Below are 20831 nucleotides of genomic sequence, written 5' to 3' on the forward strand. Positions count from 1 at the left end.
AGAATATCGCTGACTTATATCCTCATAATTACAAGAAACTTATCCTGGATAATGTAGAAGAATAATTAGATCTCACTAGATGTACTTGCTCGGGTGCATACATTAAAACGTTCTATATATCCATTCTGCATTGGTTTACCAGGCTGGGTATATTTAATTTCTATAAAATTATTCTCACACCAATTTACAAAGGTTTTAGAGATAAATTCAGGGCCGTTATCACATCTAATGTACTTTGGAGTACCTATTTCTTGTTTTAAGTTTTCTAATGTTTCTATTACCGCCCTTGCAGGATAACTTAATCCAGCTTCAATAGCTATTGCTTCTCTATTACAGTCATCTAATACATTAAAAACTCGTACTTTTCTGCCATCTGTAAGTAAGTCACTCATAAAGTCCATACTCCAACACTCATTGAGTACTTGTGGTGTTTCTAAAGGCTGTTTAACTCTTGTTATTAAACGTTTCTTATGTTTTCTTCTTAGACTTAGTTTCATTAAGCGATAAACGCGTAGAACTCTTTTTCTGTTCCATATAAGTCCTTCTCTGCGTATCTTATGATAGTATTCATCAAAGCCGCGAGTAGGATATTGTTCTGCTAATTCGCTTAGTTTATCAATAACCTGTGTATCATCTTTTTTACTTTGATAATACCACATTGATCGGCATAATCCAACTAATAAACAAATACGAACAATGGATAACTTATATTGCTCTAACAGATACTTTGCTCTTTCTATTTTATCTGCTGAGCTTAGAACTTTTTTGACAGAATATCTTTGAGCATTTTATTGTCTAAACTAACATCTGCATACATCTGTTTAAGCTTGCGATTTTCTTCTTCAAGTTCTTTTAAACGTTTCAACTCTTGTTTTTCCATTCCACCATACTTCTTTCTCCAATAGTAGAATGTACTCTTATCAATACCTAATTCTCGAGAGATTTCACTTACTGACCTTCCCTGTTCATTTTCTTTGAGAGCTTTAATGATTTGGCTCTCACTAAAATTACTTGTTTTCATACTTGACAGTTTTGTTTAAAGTTAATAATTTCGAATTAACAACTGTCCGATTTTTAGGGAAGCCTACAATAGTAATTAGTAGTGGAGGACTCTCAGGCGGTATCTCCTCTAATATTGCAGGTGGAAACTTCTGGAAAGGGATGCGACAAGGTGTGATTGTGGCTGGATTGAATCATATGGCTAATCATGTGGTAGGTAATTCTATTCAAGAAATGCAAAATAAATATGGTTATAAAAACAATGGGGAGGTCTTTGGTAGTCAGGAAGAATTAGAAACTTACATAAATAAAAATATTGGAAATGTTAGAGATATTGAAAAGGCATTGAGTACTGATATCAAATTAGCAACTGGAGATAATTTGCCATCAGGATATAGTTTAGTAGATAATAAAATAATTGGGCCAAGTGGTAGAGCTGGAGGAATAACAGCTCCAAATGGGTTAAGGTCGTCAAAAATTTTTATAGCACCAAGTTTAAAAGGTGATTATTTTGAACATGTTGGGATGGCAAAGGTAGGAATCGTACACGAGATGATTCATGCGTTTCATCTTTATAAAGGATTGTCAAACTATAATAAATATACTGAATATGCGGCTTTAACATACACACGTGCTTACTTAAAAGCTTATGGTAGCCCGAAAGGTGCTTCTTTTTATTTTCAAAATATCCGGCTTGTACCGGGATCATTTAGTTGGAGATTTTTACCTAACATTATTAATACTGGATTAAAATGAGGAAAATAACTTTCATATTACCGTTGATTTTTATGTCTTGTGTCAGAAATGGTATTGACTCAATAGTTGTGCAATACAACAATTCTTCTGAAATTAACCTTTTTAAGGGTTTGTATATTGTGCAATTTATGGATAAAGAGGATTTCTGTTATAATTTCTCTATTAGTGAAAATGAAATAATTGAAGTAAAAAGAATATATGATAATCAAAATATTTCAAATTATGAAAAAGAACTTTTGATAGTTGATGATAAGCCACTTATTATGCCCACTTCTGATACTAAATATGTTGTTAGTTTATCAAATGGGAATAAACAAACATTTATTGTCCGAACAGACTACAGAAATAATCCGTTGGATACAGAAAAGTATAAAAATTTGAAAGTTTTCATTGAAAAGATAAATGATATAATTAAATCTAAAAAAGAAATTAAAGATGCTGAAAAATCAAATATTCTATATTTTTAAAGCACCAATAGAGTTTTTAGATTAGAAGTCAAAAAACATAATAACCTAGGTAATTGCTAGGTATGCCCCCGAGCAAGTGCATCTTGTGAGATATAATTATTCTTCTACGTTTAAATGATTTGTTCTCAAATATTTTAAATCAAGTGAATTAGGTTTATTATTTTACGAACTTAAAATTAAAGAGATAAGAGTGGTTTGCTATTTTTGTGGCAGTTGAAAATCTTATTGTTCACTCTACTTTTCAATCGAATATGCGTGTCTTGTTTACACTGTAAATAAAAGCTATGATTACTCCCTTGTGTATTAATTTAATCTTATAACTTTGGTAGTCTTATTCGAACCCCAAACAAACTAATAATGAAATCAGTAATTATTCAAGGAATTAAAGGCTCATTTCACCATGAAGCCGTAACGCGTTTTTTTAAACAAGAACAAGTAGAAATTGTCGATAGTCCTACCTTTAACTCACTTGTAAGACAGGTGGTTGATAAAAAGGTAGATTTGGGAATGATGGCAATTGAAAATTCTATTGCAGGTTCAATCTTGCCTAATTATTCTTTAATGACTAAGAATAAGCTTTATATAGGAGGTGAGATTGCCCTTCCTATAAAGCACAACCTTTTGGTCTTAAAAGGGCAGAAGTTAGAGGATATTACAGAAGTGAGAACCCATCCAATGGCACTTTTGCAATGTGAAAACTTTTTAGATAAGCATGAATCATGGCAGCGTTTAGCTATGGATGATACAGCTACTTGCGCCAGAAATATCCAAGAAAAGCAAATGTATGGTGTAGCTTCTATTGGCTCAAAACTTGCTGCTCAAATGTATGATTTAGAGATATTAGCCCAGGATATTCACGATGTATATGACAACTATACTCGTTTTTATTTGGTAGGTACCCAACCTATGCTTGTCAAAGATTTCAACAAAGCGACTCTGTTTTTTTATACCGATCACAAACAAGGTAGATTAAGTAAAGTATTAGAGATTTTGGCCAATCACGAACTTAATTTAACTAAAATACAGTCTGTGCCTTTGTCAGGTACTGTATTTCAATATTCGTTTCACGTAAATGTTGTATTGACAAACAACAATTATGATTTGTATTACAAAGCTTTAGAAAAACTCAAAGAGGTGACTCAGTATTTGAATGTCTTGGGAGAGTATATGGAAGATAAGCGTCCAACTTATAAAGACATGGATCAATAAAGATAGAAATACTTGTGTTGCAAGTGAGATTATAGTCTGTAATTGCCTTTGTGAGCGATAGAGTTAAATAATATTCAATAACCATAGTAAAAGCGGTAGTTCACTATCGCTTTTACTGTATATAAATAATCAGGTAACACAACAACTAATTCTATTGTTCTAAACTCGTGTATTGTGGTAGTCTTAACTTTTATAGCGTAAAGTAGGTTTAAATAAAGTGGTGAGGTTAAACAGACAATACCTATAAGTTCTTGCGTCAATTGCTCCACAATAATAGTATCGAATTATTTTGCCCATCCAAGAGAATCTATAGCGATAATAGAGCGCGGTTCTTTGGGTAGGGGAAGGCTATCTAAAACTTTGCCTTCAAATAATACTTCGTATTCCAAAAGACAATCACTCATATATTCCAATGCCTCCTCGGTATAATTTCTCGACATACTTACATAGTAAAGTGCATCTTCGAAGTTGTTTGCTTTCATTACCTTTTTAGTTTCAATTGCCCCATCTAAAGCGGCAGATAATGCATCTGTGCATCCACATTCTTTGGCAGCATTCATTGCTTTTAATAAAGAGTTTTTAGCCTTATTGGTGAAGTTTCTCAAATCTTTTGAATGATCTGTTCGGTAGGCTTTTTCAAAACTTAAGATCGCATCGTCTAAGTGCTGATAGGCCTTGTTACATGGTTTTTTGTTTTGGAAAGAAAACGTATTAATACTTGTAAATAATAAGACTATGGTGATGAATCTCAACGACATTGTAATAGGTTAAATAGTTTGTACTTTTCAAAGGTATTACTTTTTAACTTATAAATTATAGGGGGAATTAATGGTGTTTTAATTCAAGAGTTTATAAGTAGGGGAATAGTTTTATAATTTAGGAGTTTTAGTTTTCTGCTCTATCTGTGTTGTTTTAAAGTAAGTAGTTGATGTTTTTTGTTTTAGCCGTTTTATGGTGTTTAATCGCTCTTTGCTTGTAATTTATAGTTATATTTTTTTTAATTAGGGGATTGCTGTTAAGTTTGTTATAAAATTTAATGGTTATGATAAAGAGAATATTTATGTTGACTATGGCTTTATTCATGGTTGTATCGTGTTCTTCTGACGATAGTAATTCGTCAGGCAATGCTCAAGGAACAGAGCAGGGAATTTCTAAATCAAAGCAGATTAAAACCCCAGAGTGGTTACACGGTGATTGGGTTCACAAAAATAATGGTGAATATAACTATTCTGGTTTTAGAATTAAGCCTGATGATTTTTGTGTTTTTTTCATAGGAGGAGCTATGTGTTATAAACAAATGATTGAACAAACTATAAAGGTTGATGATTCCGTTTTTGAAGTTCAACAGGTTTATAAATCTGATTATTATAAACTTAGTATTTCTGCAATGGGAGTTGAAACTCTCTATGAATTTAAAAGAATCAGTGAGGATGAAGTAGAGTTTATATTTGGGGGACTAAGACCTGTAATGGTTAGAAAATAAACAAAAACGGGTGTGCAAATTGTTGCAACACCCGTTTTTTAATCACATCATGAAAAATTGTTATGCCTCAGGATTAAATGTCTCTTGAGTCATCCCACATTTAAGCATAGAAGCTCCAAATAGTGGGTTTTTAAGATCTTTTTCGTCACTTAACCACATACCGCCTTTTTGTTCATACATTGGGCAATATTGTTGGTAAACAACTCTATCGGAACCAACGGATTTAATTAGTGCTTTTAAGTTATGACTCAAAGTTTCAAAGTGCGCTCTTTTTACTTTAATGTCTCCAGCGACTAATTCTTTAGCGTCAGTTTCTATTTTAGCTAACAACTCTTTATCAGCGTCTTCTTTAAGCAAAGATTGTGTTACTTCAATCGCTGTTACAAGCTTTTCGCTTGCTTTTGTTGCGCTTTCTAAATTATCTTCTTGCAGGGCTTTTTTCATTTCGAAATAAGCATTTAAAATAGGACTTAGAGTTGCAGATTGTTTAATAGCAGTACCTTCATTCTCAGTAGTGTCCGCTACGTGATGGTGATTAGCATCAGTAGTTGTTTGCTCTGTTTTGTGATCATCTCCTGTATGATCTTCTTTTTTGTTCTTGTCGTTGCACGAAGCAAATGAGATTGCAAGTATAGCAACCGTAAAAATTACTTTTTTCATATTGTTATTCTTCTATTTGTTAATTTACTCAATTTATAATCGTTCATATTGGCAGCAGCTATGTAAATTTACATAATCTTTTTCTGTTGCTTTGTGAAATTCTGTATCGTGACCAATTTTTGCAATTGCTTGACTGACTGCTTGTTTAGTTGTCTTGCTTTTATCGTAATTTAGGTGCAGTTGTTTTGTATCGACAATCCAATCTACTGATATTACACCAGCAACGGTTTTGGCAGCTGTTTCGATGCGTTCTTTACACAAACCGCAATTACCAGCTACTTTGAACATGGCGTGATCTCCTTTTTGATCTTCACTGTGGTTGTCTGAATCCATAGCATGTCCGCTATGACCTGTCTGAGGTACTGTTTCTTCATTATTCATCATGCTCTTTTTTCCTTCCAATTGAGCAGAAGCATCAATGGTAAATACGCCATTTGTAACGATTTCTTCTTTGTCATTCAAACCAGACATAACCACGTAATTATCGCCAAGTGACGGACCTAATACAATCTCTCTCATCAAAAATGCTGGCGTGGAAGTTCCTTGTTGTTTAACGTATATAATTGAGCGCTTTCCTGTCCATAATACAGCAGATTTGGGAATGACCATTTCATTTTTGTACTCTTTCATCGGTGCTTTTATACGCGCATTAGCGTACATCTCTGGTTTGAGTAAATTGTCTGCATTGTTTGTCTCTACGCGTATTTTGGCTGTGCGCGTAGTAGCGTCAATAATGGGATTGATAAAAGCTATCTTGCCTGAATAGACTTTTCCTGGCAAGCTTTGCAATGTATATTCTAGATTATCTCCCACTTTCAGGAAAGGCAAGTCGTTTTCATATGCGTCGAATACCGCCCATATCTTAGAAAGGTTTGATACGCTATATAGTACAGAACCTTGTGAGATATAATCTCCTTCACTGACATTTTTGGTAACTACAATACCACTTGTATTGGCATATACGTTTACGTATGGTGAAACTTTACCTGTGTTGAGCACATTGTTAATTTGGCTTTCAGACATTTTCCATAAACGCAGTTTCTCTTTAGCTGCATCTACTAAAAGGGGTTGAAAGTCTTTTAATTTAACTGCTTCTAAAAGTTCTTGTTGAGCTGTTAGAAGCTCAGGTGAGTAGATTGTAGCAATCAATTGTCCTTGTCTTACAGACTCACCAGTAAAGTTTACATTTAGTTTTTCAATACGCCCGTTAACATGAGATGTTTGAGATTGTTGTAATCTTTCATCTACTTGAATCGTACCGTAAAGCTGTATGTCTTTAACAGGGTCTTTTCGGCTCACTCTGGTGGTTTGAATATTGGCAAGAGCAACTGCTTCTTTAGACATCTGTATAGCACTGTCATCAATGGTGTCATCTGATCCGTCAGATGATTTAAGCGGGATTAAATCCATAGCACACAAAGGACATTTACCTGGTTTGTCCATTTTTATTTGTGGATGCATAGAACATGTCCAGACAGTGGCAGCTTCTGTAGTTGGTGCTTCTTCTGCATTGTGCTCATGGGTAGCAGCTCCACCAAAAACTAACCATCCAAGTAGTAATCCAATCAGTAAAATAGAGATGTATTTTACGATATTATTTTTGAATATATTTTTTATTTTATCCATAATTATTGATTTTGTGAATGACTACCTACAGCCATTAGTTTGTTGATTGAAGCTACCAAAGTATTGTAGTTGGCAATAGCTTCTGCTTTTTTCAATTGATATTCTAAAAGTTGTCTTTGCACTTGAATGACATTGGTCAAATCGCTTTTCCCGGAAACAAATTCCTTGACTATTAGATTAAAAGTCGTCTCTGCCAGTGTACTTTGCTTGCCATAAAGGGTGATAGTACGCTGGGTGTCTTCTAATTGGCTTTTAAAACTATAGTATTCAGCTTTAAGTGTATTCAGTGTATTTTGTAAGTTTTCATCACTTGATTTCCACCATAGCTTGCCTTCTTCTTGCTGAGAGTTATACTTTTTTCTAAATATAGGTAGAGTAACGGTTACCATGGGCATTATCATGTCATTCCCATTCATACTTCCCATAGCAAGCATAGGGTCATTGGTCTTGCCAATAATCATATACTGCACACCCAAACCTATCATAGGATAGCTCATCTTTTTGTCCATTTCTGATTTAGCTTTATAGGCCAAACCTTGCTCTGTAATCATACCAAGCATTGGGTTGTTATCAGCTATGTTGTCAAGGACATCCTCTTCACTTATCAGGAAATCAACTTTCTCAATGTTTTTATCTACTGCGATTTCACAGTTTGCTTCTCTATTTAATAAAGCGTTGAATTTTACCTTTTCCGCTTTTATTTGTGATTGTAAACTCTCAATAGTATTTTCGATTTCAATAACTTCTAATCGAATACGCAGTACATCAGACATTCCCGATGAAGAGCTTCCTCCCATACTACTCATTCCACCACCCGAAGACATTGCATTATTGGATGTAGTTGTTGATTTTGCAGTTGCTGCGTTTGTATTTGAATTGCCTCCCATACTCATGCCTCCCATACTACTTGCAGCACCTTGTGAAGTGGTAGGGGTAGTGGATGAAGTATTCATCGAAGCACTACTGTTAGTGCCTGATGAGCTAGGAGCAGAGAACCTTTTGAGTGAAAGTTGCTCTAACTGTTCCAACAAGCTTTTGTTTTGTTTTGCATTCTCGAGTTGTTGTTCAAGTTTCTGTAAGATGTACCATTGAGAGTAGACTTGCAGCACAGTTGTTTCTTTACCTTCAAGGTATTCTTGATACTGCATTTGTGCCATATGAGAAGCTTCTTGTCTGGCACTTTTACGAGTTCCAAACCAAGGCAACATTTGCATTAGAGTGATATCACCTACTTGTCGTCCACCTACGATATCCATTGGTTTAGTATAAAAACCAAGTGATAATTCTGGATCTTGAAAAGCCCCTGCCTGATCAATTTTCTTTTCAAAAGCTTGATAGGCTAAGTGCTGTGATTTTATCGCAGGATTATTCTGGATAGCTACATTGATATAGTGTGCTAAAGAGTCCTTGGGTTGTTCTTGCGCTACAGCTTTAGCAGTGAAACTGGTCACTGCTAAGAAAGCCGAAGCTAAATATATATACATGTTACTTTTATTCATCTTTTGTTGCTTTTAGATCTGTAATTTCCGTGTGTTTTCACAGCATGATTAATGACAAAAACAGAGAATTACACTGTTTATTTGCGTTTGTCTTTGCTTATGGCCCATTCTCTCCACCAACATTGAAATACAGGAACTACAAACATGGTCATCGACTGAATAAGCATTCCTCCAAAGGTTGGAATAGCCATTGGTACCATGATTTCTGCTCCTTTACCTGTGGATGTCATCACAGGAAGTAAGGCAATCAAAGCTGTTGCAGTAGTCATAGCAGCGGGTCTTACACGTTTGAGTCCTGCATAGACAACTGCCTCACGGATTTCGTCTTTTGTCTGTGGATCTCTCTCAACAAAGGTATCGTGGATATAGGTACCCATTAATACCCCGTCATTTGTCGCAAGCCCAAATAGAGCAATAAAACCTACCCATACAGCTATACTCAGATTTATATTGTGCATTTGGAACAAATCTCTCATATTCATATCTCCGATAGAGAAGTTCATAAACCAAGGTTGCCCGTAAAGCCACAGTAGAATAAAACCTCCAGCAAATGCAACAAATACTCCAGAGAAGTGAATCAGTGATGCTGTAATGGTTTTGAATTGAAAATACAGTATTAAAAGGATAGCAATTAAACTCAAGGGAACCACAATTAAAAGGCGTTGTGATGCTCTTTCTTGTTGCTCGTAATTTCCAGCGAATTTATAAGACACTCCTTTAGGTAAGGTAAGTTCTCCTGAGGCTATTTTTTCTTTTAATAACTTATCTGCCTCATGTACTACATCTACTTCTGCTTTACCACTTATTTTATCAAAGATGACATAGCCCAGTAGAAAAGTATTCTCACTTTGAATCATCTGAGAACCTTTCGCATATTCAATATCGGCTACTTCACTTAAGGGAATTTGTACTCCTGTAGCTGTAGGGACAATTAGTTTAGCTAAAGCTTCAGGATTATCTCTTAATTCTCTTGGGTAGCGCAGGCGTACCGGGAATCTCTCTCTGCCTTCCACAGTTGTGGTAAGTGACATTCCTCCAATGGCTGTACCAATGACTTCTTGCAAGTCTGCAACTGTAACACCATAACGAGCCATTTTATGGCGATTTAGGTGAATTTCTATATAAGGAGCTCCTACAGCTCTGTCATAGAATACAGTAGATGGCATGATCGAAGGAATGGACTTTAAAGCCGCTTCTAATGCTTTTCCTCCAGATTCGATGGATTCTAAGTCCGGTCCTGATACCTTAAGCCCCATAGGCGCTCTCATCCCAGTTGATAGCATGACAAGTCTTGCTTCAATAGGTTGTAATTTTGGAGCTGAGGTTACCCCAGGGATATGTGATACATTGACAATCTCTTGCCAGATATCATCCGCTTTTTTGATTTCTGGTCTCCATTGACGGAAGAATTTACCATTCTCATCCATGATTAAACTATCCTTTGGGACTAATCTAAACCCGTTATCAGGATGGTAAGTTGAACCATCTATTAATTCAAATTCGCCTTTTTTAGTTGTTTTGAATCGTTGGCGTTTTCCATTTTCGTCTAAGATATACTCGGACCTATAGTTGATTGTATTTTCGAACATTTGTGTAGGAGCAGGGTCAAGGGCTGAGTTTACTCGTCCCCATTTTCCAACTGTCAATTCTACCTCCGGTATATTTGTAATGCGCTTATCTAAAGTACCTATGAATTGCAGGTTTTGCTCAATACCAGTATGGGGCATTGAAGTAGGCATAAGCAGGAAGGATCCTTCGTTTAAACTCGGCATAAATTCTTGACCAATACCAGGAAATACCTCTGAAGACTTTTGCCAAAAGGCCGTCTCACGCACAGATTTCCATCCTAGAGTTTCAAGTGAGCTCGCCACAAAGCCAAAGGTGGTATTAAAACCAAGCCAAGCTAAGGTTCCAAACAGTAGAGTTACAAGTGGAATACTCATGAATTTCCAACGATGAGCTAATGCCCATCTTAGGATATTTTCATAGTAAATAACAAGTAACCAAAGAATACCTAATATCACGCCAATGGCCAAAATAACGAATATAAAGTTTAGGCTCGTGCTTTGCTGGGTACCAAGTGGTAACCATTCTACTGTAAGGTAGTACACAGCTACTAATAGTGTAATGGCAATATTGATGTAATTGGCAAGTTGCTCTGTTTTGTATTTAGGAGTAAATAAATTGTTAATACCCACTAATACTATAGCTATAGCGATTAAGTTACCCGTGAATATAGTGACACCAAGCCCTGCTATAATTAGTACTATATTGGCAATCTTGCGCAGTTTTTTACTGTCAAACTTAGCCGAATACACGTAATAAGCAATTGTTGGTAATACCAGTATCCCCAATAAGAATGCTGAGGTAAGTGCAAATGTTTTGGTATAAGCCAATGGTTTAAACAGTTTTCCTTCTTGTGCCTCCATGGCAAAAACTGGAAGGAAGCTGATTATGGTAGTTAGCATGGCTGTAGTTAATGCACCTGATACTTCTGATACCGCTTTTGAAATCAGATTGACAAAAGCCTGCCCGCGACTCTCCACTCCTTTAGCTCGTTCTTCTTCCATATACCGAATAATGCTCTCGACAAAGACGACGCCTACATCAACCATAACTCCAATAGCAATGGCAATACCTGATAAGGCAACAATATTGGCATCAATGCCCATGTATTTCATGATGATAAAGGTAGCGAGTACTCCTATTGGAAGGATACTGGAAATAATAATCGAAGCACGCAGGTTTATAACCAACACGATAACAACGATAATACTGATAAGGATTTCGTGTGCAAGAGCAGATTCGAGGGTGCCAATTGTCTCTTGTATTAAACCGGAACGATCATAAAAAGGAACTACTGTTACTTTAGAAATTGTACCATCTGCAAGTGTCTTCTGAGGCAATCCTGCTTGCATTTCTTCGATTTTACTCTTTACATTGTTGATTACATGCATTGGATTAGCGCCGTATCTCGCAACCACAACACCACCAACAGCTTCTATACCTTCTTTATCTAAACCGCCTCGACGTGTAGAAGGACCTAAGTTGACAAAAGCAACATCTTTTATCTTTACAGGTACGCTATTTCGAACAGTTACTACTGCTTCTTCAAGGTCATTGACGCTTTTAATATATCCCAATCCTCGAACAAGGTATTCTGCTTTATTGATCTCAATAGTTTCTGCCCCTATATCGAGGTTGCTCTTTTGTATAGCAGTCATCACATCCATTATCGAAACGTTATAAGCACGCATGGCATCTGGATTGACTTCTACTTGATATTCTTTGATATACCCACCAATTGATCCTACTTCAGCAACTCCCTCGGCAGATGCTAAGCTGTACTTTGCATAAAAGTCTTGAATAGTGCGCAATTCGTCAGGATCCCAACCACCTGTAGGCTCTCCTGTCTGAGGATTACGCCCTTCTAAGGTGTACCAGTATACTTGGCCCAATGCTGTAGCATCAGGACCTAAGGAAGGTATTACATCTTGAGGAAGTGTTCCTGCTGGAAGTGAATTAAGCTTTTCAAGTATTCGAGAACGACTCCAGTAAAACTCAACGTCTTCTTCGAAGATGATGTAGATAAAACTCATTCCGAACATGGAGCTACTGCGAATGGTCTTCACCCCTGGGATCCCAAGTAAGGATGTAGTTAGAGGATAGGTGATTTGTTCTTGTATATCTTTAGGTGATCTTCCCATCCACTCTGTTGCTACAATCTGTTGGTTCTCACCAATATCAGGAATTGCATCAACAGGAACAGGGTCACTCGGAAGTATATTGTTGTGCCAGTTAAAAGGCGCAGTGATTAATCCCCATACAACCACAAGAACCAATAACAAGATGGTTATTATGCGATTGTTGAGAAAGTACTTAATGATTTTATTAAGCATAGTAAATTGATTTTATAAAATTGATTACCTTCTTTTAATAAACCAATCTTTATAGCATCTATATCAATAGAGCTATAAGACCACAGTGATAGAATACTTAATATTATTAAAGTATAAATAATCTATGCCCAGCTATAGCTAAAAAAATAGCCTACCAAGACATACATAGTTTATCTTTAAGAATAAAGGTGAACTAAACTGCGATATGGTTTATAAATAAATTGGATTTAAGAGATTGAACAGTTCAATCTTAAAGGTGTTTGTTTTAGCCCATAAAGTAACACCGGCTAAACAAACCAGAAGTAAAAAGGAATCAAATTCTATAAATACAGATATAGGAAAGCCTATCTAAAGCTTGATATTTGTGACCATCTACGTCAAATGTAGTTGTAGTAACAGAAACTGTATCTACAAATTTAAGGTCAGATAAGTAATTTGAATTAAACCATTTAGTACGAACAATGCTTGCCTTTTTAGCTTTTACAATAGAAACAGTTTGTGTTTGTTCTGTTTGTAAGTCTGTGTTTGATACAACCACTCTTGGCGCTATGCAACACATCATATCTATAGGTGAGGATTGATTGGCGTTGTGATTCATATCCGAACAGCAAGACATATCCTGCATCTTAGACATATCCATACCACATACCATCTCAGTATCTAAGCAGTTCATATCCAAAAGAGGATTAGCACTGGCTAAGACTGAAAGGAAAAGGAATAATATGGAAAATAACTTTTTCAAGGTCTAAAAATGTCTGTTTTATACATATAGATGTCACAAATATACGATTTATTCCCATTAACAGTAGAGCAAAATGGTCAAAATGTTGTTAAAACTCGTAAAAATAATACGGTAAGCTACTCAAGTTTGGGCAAGTAGAAGTTCTGTCGTTTGAGAATCGATACAGTCTTTAAAGTAGTTAATATTTGTTAATGTTGTATTTGTTGTAATTGTGATTATTTTATAAATTAAATAGAATACGTAAATGTTTTGTAATTATGTTTTTGTAATTTAGTCTATAAGTTTAAAATATTTAGATATTATTGGTAATTAATGCTTTGTTAAAATATGTGTTGCATCTTGCAGTTATTGGTTTAAAGCATCATAAAAAAATAGAAATATGAAAGTAAAATTAATGGTTGGAGCCCTGCTTGTTAGTCATCTGTCTTTGTTTGCTCAGCAGTCACAGCCGGGTAATCTTGAGAAAACAAGTCAGAGTAATACTGGTGAACACCAAACACTACTGGAGCTTGTCCTACCAGAGCTTGGAACAAACAAAGAGCCTCAGAAAGTGAAGAACAGCAGTTTTAATGCGTTTTTAGATTCTCGTTATGAAAACTATACTAAAGTTAAGGGAAGCGAGACTACCGATAGTCGTTTTCGTTTGCAACAGTCCCGAGTCTATGTAAAAGCTAATTATCAAGATAAGTTTTCATTCTCGATGCGTTATCGTCTAAATGAATCAGTGGCTTCCAATGCATTGGAGTTCGCTTATTTAGAGTATAATCCCAATGAGCATTGGACTTTAAGTATCGGTAAACAATTCATAGCTTGGGGAAGTATGGAGTTTAGCTATAATGGTTCTGACCAGTATATGTATACCAATATGCTCGGATCTATGGATCTATTTGCTCCTGGTGCGAGTATTGCTTACAAAACCAGTGGACAGTCTTTTAAGTTACAAGGTATTTCTGCAGGTACCCAGTATGTTGATTTAAAGTATAAAGACAAGGCTTATGGAGGGCTTTTCTTATGGGAGGGAAATCTATTTAACAATCATCTACAAACTCGTTATGGTTATGGTTTAATGCAACATAATAGCAACCGTTACTATAATTGGGTTACTCTTGGTAATCGCGTAAGTGTGGACAAGTGGATGATGGAGCTTGATTGGATGTATGGATATAGAAATGTAAAGGACGCTCAACTTGATTTGATACAGCACAAAGAAAACACTACTTATGTAAAGGATAATACAACCACGATGACGCTAAGGTATAAGTTTAATAAAGTTTCTCCTTTTGTCAAAGCAATGTATAACTACCGAGATGATTTAGATGCCAATATTGCCTACGCCCAAAAGGGAATTATGGGGGCTATAGAGTACTATCCATTTGAAGAAAAGTTATTTAAAGACCTTCGACTGTTTGCTGTTTACAGCTATATTGATTATGATTATAAGAAAGTACAGCAAAAACCCAAAGACAACGATGAGCATCAGTTGTATATTGGAGTGAGATGGATGATTCCTCTATTTTAAAAACAAGAGATGCAGTGAAGTAATGCAATAAATAACAGTAGTAAGTATTAGATATATATACTTTAGTATTATTACTAAAAAGGGGATTGACTCGTTGTAGTACAGGTCAATCCCTTTTTTAGTTTATGATTATGCGAACCTTCTCTTGTAAAAATACCAAAATACGATGATGTTGGTTAAGATAAAGATGATGGGATACGTCCAAATATAGATGGACTGGACATAAAAGAATATTATACCTAAAACAATATTTAAACAAAGTAAAAAGATGTTGACAAATAACTTTATTTTGTGATTGTATTTGCCCTCAGGCATGAGGTAGTTTGCTATTTTATAATACAAATAAATATTGATGATAATTAAAACTGGCACTGCAGCAAGAAATATAATTATACCCAGTATTTCAATAAGCCCCTGCATTGAAGTATAGTTGACCATGGGCCAAATCTTTAAGAAAAAATGCAGTAACACAAATGAAAGCGCAACAAATAAAGTTGGGGGGAATTGTTAGGCTAGGAAGCCATTTGATGGTATTCATAAAAGGTATTCATTTTGTTGTAACGTGATTAAATTTAATTATTTAATCAATGTCTTTTACAAATATTAATCGTCTTTGTTTGTATATCTTATATAATAGCAAGATTGTGTTTGAATACTATTAATAAAAAGTGATTAGACAGGCAAAAACAAAATGGTTTTAGATTGACTTTTTCTCTTGAGATTTCGCAAGCTTGTTAAAGTGCATAATTGCCAGTAAAGCAAATAGGGTATTGAAAAATATATGTGCACTAAAATACAGCTTGATTGTATATTGGAAATCTAAGAGCATACAAAAAAGTAAAAAACTAACCAAAAGGCTTAAGAAGTAGAATACAACTATTCTTGTAGCAGGATTATTTAAGTTGTATTTTTTCAAATATTTAATAGCCGTTAAATAACATAGAGAAGAACCGACTATAAAAGTGATAATTGGCCATATAGCCAATACTATAAATGATAGGCCTACTTCTGGATTTAGGTATAACATTAATAAATTATAACCAACATAAAAAAACACCACATAGATACTCAAGTAAATAAGTAAGGGTATAAGTAAACAAATAAAAGTCTGTTTAACGATATGTTTATCCTTTTGGTTAGTTGCGTTCATTTTATTGAAAATTTGTCTTATAAAGTTAAGTATAAAAAGTGTAAATATAAAAGTATTGAGATGAAATTAAGCGAGTTAGAAGATAGAATAGGGGGTGTTTATCCACAGGTATTTAAACAAATGGAGGCTGATAGGTTGTTGGATTAGGGAGCTCCTTTGACCAGGAGTTACTATTTATTGGAGCCAGAGCGCAAAGGTTTTCCTCCATTACTTTATCACAGTACTGATTTCGAATTATTAACCAATGAGGATGTTGTACAGGAGATGGATTGGTTGGCTGATCCAGAGGATTATAGAAGGTAGATTTAAGTCAAAAGTTTGTGCCTTTTGCTATGAATCGAGCACATGATTTGTACTGTTTTTACTTTGGAGCACAAAAGGGAAGTGATGTTCCTATTGTATTTCTTTATCACGACCAGGAGGTAGGAGATTTCTTGGCCAAGAATATACAAGACTTTTTATTTGAACGTATAATTTACGATATGGTTGATATTGATTATTACCAAGAAAACAATGAGGCAAAAAGTAAGGAACAACTCGAGGATACTTTGCGTACTCATAGTAAATATATGAAACAAGTACATATAGAGATAATTAGAGCAGTTATGCAAAGAACGGCTGAATTGTTTGATGTGTTAAATCTCAATGGTCAAGTAATCGCTCAAGTAAAAGGGTTGTTATCAGAGAAAGAGGCTCAAGAGTTGATCAATCAGTATATTGCTTTTGAACAAGCAGGACAGAGCTTTGTATACATGGGAGCTTAAAGGTAATAAGTATAAAAAACGCGCTATTAGAGAATAACGCGTTTTTTCAGGCAGTATTAGCTTGCCAAGAGCACTAACTAAAGATGAAAGGGGATTAGAACCTGTAATTAAACGACAAAGTAGCGATTCGGCTGTCTAAGTCGTATTTCTGGCGAATTTTAGAATTGAAGTTTTCGCCAGTAATTCTAAAGTTATTTGTCTTTAATACATCTGTTACGGCCAATTTTATGCTCGCTTTATCAGATAGTAAACTTTTTGATAAACCTAAAGACAGATCAAAATAAGCATCTCTTTTGTAAAGGCCGATATTGGATTTTGAGAAATATTGTGCGTTAGCCTCTGCTTTGATGCCCGAAGCTATCTTGAAGCTGTTTTGAGAATTAAGCGTAAAGGCAATTTGCTTGGTGTTTATATCATTGTCATTATAGTTTCCTTCGTATTTGTTGTTAAATAAGTTGAACATATTACTCATCGACCAAAACTCAAAAGGATTTACACTTGCAGTTAATGTCATACCATAATGATAAGATTTGCTTAAGTTTTCCAATGTTTTTACAAGGATTGTATTGTTGTCGATGTAGTTGTATACTTGAGTCATCACATCATTTGTTTGACTAAAGTATAAAGTTGCAATTAGGTATTTGCTCCATGTATAACCTATTTCACTAGCGTGTGTGATCTCTGGCTTAAGATTGGCATTTCCTTGCCAATAGTTAAACGGATCATCATAGAATCGAAATGGATTAAGATCAAAATGACTTGGTCTATTAATTCTCTTGCTATAAGAGGCATAGAAACCATGAGCAGATTCTGTTTCGTATTTAATTGAAGCACTTGGAAATAGCTTAGTATAATCTTTTTTATATCTCTGATTAGTGGTTCTTTGATGGATATCTCTGTGAGTATATTCAGTTCTAAGACCTGCTTGTATTTGCCATTTGTCTAGAGCCAGTTTATAATTGGCATATACGGCGTGTATCTGCTCTTTGTATTTGTAATCGTTTGTCGCTTCAGGATCTATATTCCAATGTCCATTTTTTCCCGTTTCGTATATTGAGGGATTAGTATTTGATTTGACAATGGATTTCCATCCTGTTTCTAAAGCATTATTGTCATTAAAGGGTAGGGTAAAGTCTAGCTTGGCATTAAATACTTTTAAGTGAGTAGGTATCTTTGCTTTCCTGTCGTCTAAGATTTCGCCATTTTGACTATAAAGATTCTCCTGCAATTGTGTTTGCATTGAACGGAACTTTGAAGTTTCGTATTCTACATCCAAATCTACTTTGCCTCCCTTTTCGTTGAGTTTGTGTGCTGCCGTAAAATTAAATGTATAGTCATACCAATGTTCGTCGTTATAGTTATCTGTAGCTATACTTTGGTATAGTGTGTTTTTGGGCATATACACAAGGTTACTTCCTTTTGATTTGTCTTCATAACGGCCAATTTTAGCATCAAATAGAAATCCTAAGCTTGTTTTGCTTGAAGCAGTATAATCCACTCCAACTTTAAAATTATTAGAAGTTAGGGGTTCACTAGTTATTGAGTGTTGTTTTGTTGAGCGATCAATTAACAAGGGATCTGATGTGTTATAAAAGTCTTGGTAGTAGGTCTTTCGTTCTTCTTCACCTCTAAAGGTGTAACTGTAATCTCCAAATAAACTCACTTTTTCAGTTGCATAACTCAGATTCATACCTGTGTTTAAGCGGTTCTTTCTTCCGCGTCCACCATTGATATAATAACTTCCTTTTAGGCCTTCTATATTGTACTTTTTCAGTACGATGTTTACAATACCTGCATTTCCTGAAGCGTCGTATTTTGCAGAGGGGTTTGCTATAATTTCAATATTCTTAACCACAGAAGAATTGGTTGAGCGCAGCAGGTTTGCCAGTTCCTTTGTCGATAAAGAACTCAACTTGCCATTTAGCATGACACTAACCCCTTTTTTTCCTCTTAAAGATAGTTCGCCATCTTGTGAAACTACAATACCAGGAGCCCTTCCAAGAACTTCTAAAACTGTACTCCCTTCTGATAGAACACTGTTTTCAACACTGAATATCATTTTATCAGCTTTTTGTTGAAACACGGGTTTATCCACGTTGATGATAACTTCACTCAAGTGAATGTTAAAGCTATTGGCGATACTGTCGAGTTGGGCCTCTGTTTGGCCATAAGAAAGGTATCCGGCAAGTGTAAATAAGCTTATGTAGAGTTTTTTCATTATGTATTATTTAAGGTTTTTACTTTTTTTTATTTCTTCGCCCCCACCAAATGATAAGACCTGTTACAGGTAGAGATGCGCAAAATAGGCTGCAAATAAAGGCAAGTACTTTTCCTGTAAATCCGAAAAATGCTCCTACGTGTAAGTCGTAGGTTGCATCAGTTGCCTTTTGAGCAAAGCTTTTATCTTTATAAGGGTGATTGTGCAGTAATTCGCCAGAGTGTTCATCAAAAATCATAAAGCTGGACTGGGCATAAGTAAATTCTTTTTCTTTTACACTGACAAATAGGTTGTCGTGGTGGTGGTCTGCATTGTCATGATCTTCAAGATCGAGTCCAAAAGAATGTGCATAAGGATAGTGTTGCTTAACTGTTTGGGCAATTTTGTCAATTGTTGTTGGAGTTTCTACACTTTCCGGAGCTGTTGTTTTATAGATTGAAAAGTCGGGAGAGTCGGCCGATCCTCCATTAAGTAACATATATACCCATAGTGTTGTGATTCTAAAGGAATACATTATACCTGTTAGGGCGACAATTAGTGCCAAAAATGAAGCATAGAAACCTAAGATATTGTGCAGATCGTAGTTTTTTCTTCTCCAGCCTTTAATATTCTTCCATTTAAACCAAAAGCGTTGTTTGCGCATATTTTTGTTCTTTGGCCACCAAAGTATAATTCCCGAGATGAGCATGATTACAAAAACTATAGTTGAAACACCTACAATAGTTCCTCCAATTGTATTACTTAGTAAAAGTGATCGGTGTAGAATCATGGTAAAGAAGAAGGGATTCTTTCGAATGTCATAAACACCTAAGACCTCTCCTGTATATTGATTGACATAAACGTTTTTATAAATAAGATAAGTGTTAAAATAGTTCCACCCATCGTGATTGCTCTTAAGTAGACCAAATTGATATGAACGTGCTGGGTCAATGGGAATGGTTACATCTTCTGAAGAAATTTCTTCTCCCATTTCTTTGAGTTGCTTGTTGACTTTATCCTTTAACTCATATATTGGAATGGGATCTATATCTTGGTAATTTTCTTGATTGTGAAATATGACATGTTTTCGCATGTATGCCGTAATATCTTCGTTAAACACATAGAAAGCACCTGTAATGGATACTACAAAAACAATGATACCACTTAAAAGACCTAACCATAAATGTGCCTTTAATACCCAATTTTTAAAAAGGGATCTTCCCTTTTTTTTCTTCTTTGTATTCATGAAGTTTTTCGAGTTACTTAATTTAGATTTAATAAAAATAAAGTCGCAAATATAGAATTTATTCTCTGTAAAGTCAGTTTCTTATTAAAAGTTATTGATAATTTTTGCGCTTGATCTTTGATTTTGATACTGTAGAACTTACAGATTGTAGTTTGTTTAATTTAAGTAATTGATTTATAGGTGTTTATTTTTTGAGTGGTTTTTTCTAAGATTCTCTATAGTGGGCTTTTCTTGAAATTTGCTTGGCAAGAGAGTGGTTTTGTCAACGAAAGGTGTAAGAAAACCTCAAGTATTAGCCAATAATATGTGTACTAAGTTAGTTTTCAGTCTATCTTATTTACGAGCTCATTGATGAAAGGTGACTACCTAAGTTTATTAAAACTCACCTTAATTTAGGCCATAATGAATCATTTTAGAATATAAAGACCTTATGCGATTTTAGTTATAGTTACAAACCTGTTAACATTGAAAGAGATTTTAATGTTAATGTTAAGCTGGTTTTAAGGTTGCGAATTGATGATTTGATTGCGTTTTTATTCTACTTAAATAATATTTAATTTTATAATTATAAAAAACTAATTATTTGAATAGTTAATTTATTGATTATTATTCGAT

18 protein-coding genes are annotated in these 20831 nt (G+C 34.9%); 7 read left to right on the forward strand and 11 right to left on the reverse strand.

Going from position 1 to position 20831, the window contains the following annotated elements:
- Positions 1-65: 65 nt before the first annotated feature.
- Complete coding sequence (locus GOQ24_RS01930; RefSeq protein WP_160338994.1) at positions 66-659, reverse strand: DDE-type integrase/transposase/recombinase; 594 nt, start codon at positions 657-659, stop codon at positions 66-68.
- Positions 660-754: 95 nt separating this feature from the next.
- Complete coding sequence (locus tag GOQ24_RS01935; RefSeq protein ID WP_006261795.1) at positions 755-1021, reverse strand: transposase; 267 nt, start codon at positions 1019-1021, stop codon at positions 755-757.
- Positions 1022-1032: 11 nt separating this feature from the next.
- Between GOQ24_RS01935 and GOQ24_RS01940 the strand changes: the two genes are divergently transcribed.
- The 3 genes from GOQ24_RS01940 to GOQ24_RS01950 all read left to right on the forward strand — a co-directional run bounded on the left by GOQ24_RS01940 (position 1033) and on the right by GOQ24_RS01950 (position 3431).
- On the forward strand, positions 1033-1755 hold the full coding sequence (locus GOQ24_RS01940) for a hypothetical protein (protein ID WP_160338995.1): 723 nt from the start codon (positions 1033-1035) through the stop codon (positions 1753-1755).
- Positions 1752-2222 carry a hypothetical protein gene (locus GOQ24_RS01945; protein ID WP_160338996.1) on the forward strand — a complete coding sequence of 157 codons (471 nt, stop codon included), beginning with the start codon at positions 1752-1754 and terminating at the stop codon, positions 2220-2222. The genes GOQ24_RS01940 and GOQ24_RS01945 overlap by 4 nt, the downstream gene beginning before the upstream one ends.
- Before the next feature lie 357 nt (positions 2223-2579).
- On the forward strand, positions 2580-3431 hold the full coding sequence (locus GOQ24_RS01950; RefSeq protein WP_160338997.1) for a prephenate dehydratase: 852 nt from the start codon (positions 2580-2582) through the stop codon (positions 3429-3431).
- A 284-nt stretch (positions 3432-3715) separates the two neighbouring features.
- Here GOQ24_RS01950 and GOQ24_RS01955 read toward each other — a convergent pair whose 3' ends face one another.
- Positions 3716-4189, reverse strand: coding sequence for a hypothetical protein (locus tag GOQ24_RS01955; RefSeq protein WP_160338998.1), 474 nt, complete (start codon positions 4187-4189; stop codon positions 3716-3718).
- A 284-nt stretch (positions 4190-4473) separates the two neighbouring features.
- Here GOQ24_RS01955 and GOQ24_RS01960 point away from each other — a divergent pair, with 284 nt between their 5' ends.
- Positions 4474-4914: a hypothetical protein gene (locus GOQ24_RS01960; protein WP_160338999.1), complete on the forward strand. Its 441-nt coding sequence runs from the start codon at positions 4474-4476 to the stop codon at positions 4912-4914.
- A gap of 60 nt (positions 4915-4974) precedes the next feature.
- Here GOQ24_RS01960 and GOQ24_RS01965 read toward each other — a convergent pair whose 3' ends face one another.
- From GOQ24_RS01965 to GOQ24_RS01985, 5 genes are all read right to left on the reverse strand, one after another.
- A complete protein-coding gene (locus GOQ24_RS01965; RefSeq protein WP_160339000.1) occupies positions 4975-5574 on the reverse strand; it encodes a DUF3347 domain-containing protein in 600 nt (199 codons plus the stop codon).
- 33 nt (positions 5575-5607) lie between these two features.
- A complete protein-coding gene (locus tag GOQ24_RS01970; RefSeq protein WP_160339001.1) occupies positions 5608-7200 on the reverse strand; it encodes an efflux RND transporter periplasmic adaptor subunit in 1593 nt (530 codons plus the stop codon).
- Between the two features lie 2 nt (positions 7201-7202).
- Positions 7203-8699 (reverse strand): TolC family protein, encoded by a 1497-nt coding sequence (locus GOQ24_RS01975; protein WP_160339002.1) that lies wholly within the window; start codon positions 8697-8699, stop codon positions 7203-7205.
- A 77-nt stretch (positions 8700-8776) separates the two neighbouring features.
- The gene (locus GOQ24_RS01980) at positions 8777-12598 is read right to left on the reverse strand and encodes an efflux RND transporter permease subunit (RefSeq protein ID WP_155092660.1); all 3822 of its coding nucleotides are present in this window, start codon (positions 12596-12598) and stop codon (positions 8777-8779) included.
- Positions 12599-12911: 313 nt separating this feature from the next.
- Positions 12912-13340: a hypothetical protein gene (locus tag GOQ24_RS01985; RefSeq protein WP_243731241.1), complete on the reverse strand. Its 429-nt coding sequence runs from the start codon at positions 13338-13340 to the stop codon at positions 12912-12914.
- Between the two features lie 379 nt (positions 13341-13719).
- On the opposite strand from GOQ24_RS01985, the gene GOQ24_RS01990 reads away from it, so the two are divergent.
- Positions 13720-14859: a porin gene (locus GOQ24_RS01990; protein ID WP_155092661.1), complete on the forward strand. Its 1140-nt coding sequence runs from the start codon at positions 13720-13722 to the stop codon at positions 14857-14859.
- A 697-nt stretch (positions 14860-15556) separates the two neighbouring features.
- Here GOQ24_RS01990 and GOQ24_RS01995 read toward each other — a convergent pair.
- Positions 15557-16009: a hypothetical protein gene (locus GOQ24_RS01995; RefSeq protein WP_160339003.1), complete on the reverse strand. Its 453-nt coding sequence runs from the start codon at positions 16007-16009 to the stop codon at positions 15557-15559.
- Positions 16010-16186: 177 nt separating this feature from the next.
- Here GOQ24_RS01995 and GOQ24_RS16765 point away from each other — a divergent pair, with 177 nt between their 5' ends.
- Together GOQ24_RS16765 and GOQ24_RS02000 are read left to right on the forward strand one after the other, a co-directional pair.
- Positions 16187-16312: a hypothetical protein gene (locus GOQ24_RS16765; RefSeq protein ID WP_262885657.1), complete on the forward strand. Its 126-nt coding sequence runs from the start codon at positions 16187-16189 to the stop codon at positions 16310-16312.
- Positions 16313-16341: 29 nt separating this feature from the next.
- Positions 16342-16773, forward strand: a complete 432-nt coding sequence (locus tag GOQ24_RS02000; RefSeq protein WP_155092664.1) for a hypothetical protein — start codon at positions 16342-16344, stop codon at positions 16771-16773.
- Between the two features lie 94 nt (positions 16774-16867).
- Here the strand turns inward: GOQ24_RS02000 and GOQ24_RS02005 are convergent, their stop codons facing one another.
- The gene (locus GOQ24_RS02005) at positions 16868-18991 is read right to left on the reverse strand and encodes a TonB-dependent receptor domain-containing protein (protein ID WP_160339004.1); all 2124 of its coding nucleotides are present in this window, start codon (positions 18989-18991) and stop codon (positions 16868-16870) included.
- A gap of 19 nt (positions 18992-19010) precedes the next feature.
- Entirely contained in the window at positions 19011-20216 is a 1206-nt protein-coding gene (locus GOQ24_RS02010) for a PepSY-associated TM helix domain-containing protein (RefSeq protein ID WP_160339005.1), read from the reverse strand.
- Between the last annotated feature and the right edge of the window lie 615 nt (positions 20217-20831).

Origin of the sequence: Myroides sp. LoEW2-1 (genome assembly GCF_009767705.1) — a bacterium.
GTDB classification, from domain to species: domain Bacteria; phylum Bacteroidota; class Bacteroidia; order Flavobacteriales; family Flavobacteriaceae; genus Flavobacterium; species Flavobacterium album_A.

Coding starts and splice junctions, on each gene's coding strand:
- GOQ24_RS01990 (WP_155092661.1), top strand. CDS start 13,720: ATGAAAGTAAAATTAATGGTTGGAGCCCTGCTTGTTAGTCATCTGTCT.
- GOQ24_RS01930 (WP_160338994.1), bottom strand. CDS start 659: ATGTGGTATTATCAAAGTAAAAAAGATGATACACAGGTTATTGATAAA.
- GOQ24_RS01955 (WP_160338998.1), bottom strand. CDS start 4,189: ATGTCGTTGAGATTCATCACCATAGTCTTATTATTTACAAGTATTAAT.
- GOQ24_RS02010 (WP_160339005.1), bottom strand. CDS start 20,216: ATGAATACAAAGAAGAAAAAAAAGGGAAGATCCCTTTTTAAAAATTGG.
- GOQ24_RS01975 (WP_160339002.1), bottom strand. CDS start 8,699: ATGAATAAAAGTAACATGTATATATATTTAGCTTCGGCTTTCTTAGCA.
- GOQ24_RS02005 (WP_160339004.1), bottom strand. CDS start 18,991: ATGAAAAAACTCTACATAAGCTTATTTACACTTGCCGGATACCTTTCT.
- GOQ24_RS01995 (WP_160339003.1), bottom strand. CDS start 16,009: ATGAACGCAACTAACCAAAAGGATAAACATATCGTTAAACAGACTTTT.
- GOQ24_RS01945 (WP_160338996.1), top strand. CDS start 1,752: ATGAGGAAAATAACTTTCATATTACCGTTGATTTTTATGTCTTGTGTC.
- GOQ24_RS01970 (WP_160339001.1), bottom strand. CDS start 7,200: ATGGATAAAATAAAAAATATATTCAAAAATAATATCGTAAAATACATC.
- GOQ24_RS01960 (WP_160338999.1), top strand. CDS start 4,474: ATGATAAAGAGAATATTTATGTTGACTATGGCTTTATTCATGGTTGTA.
- GOQ24_RS02000 (WP_155092664.1), top strand. CDS start 16,342: ATGAATCGAGCACATGATTTGTACTGTTTTTACTTTGGAGCACAAAAG.
- GOQ24_RS01935 (WP_006261795.1), bottom strand. CDS start 1,021: ATGAAAACAAGTAATTTTAGTGAGAGCCAAATCATTAAAGCTCTCAAA.
- GOQ24_RS01980 (WP_155092660.1), bottom strand. CDS start 12,598: ATGCTTAATAAAATCATTAAGTACTTTCTCAACAATCGCATAATAACC.
- GOQ24_RS01950 (WP_160338997.1), top strand. CDS start 2,580: ATGAAATCAGTAATTATTCAAGGAATTAAAGGCTCATTTCACCATGAA.
- GOQ24_RS01965 (WP_160339000.1), bottom strand. CDS start 5,574: ATGAAAAAAGTAATTTTTACGGTTGCTATACTTGCAATCTCATTTGCT.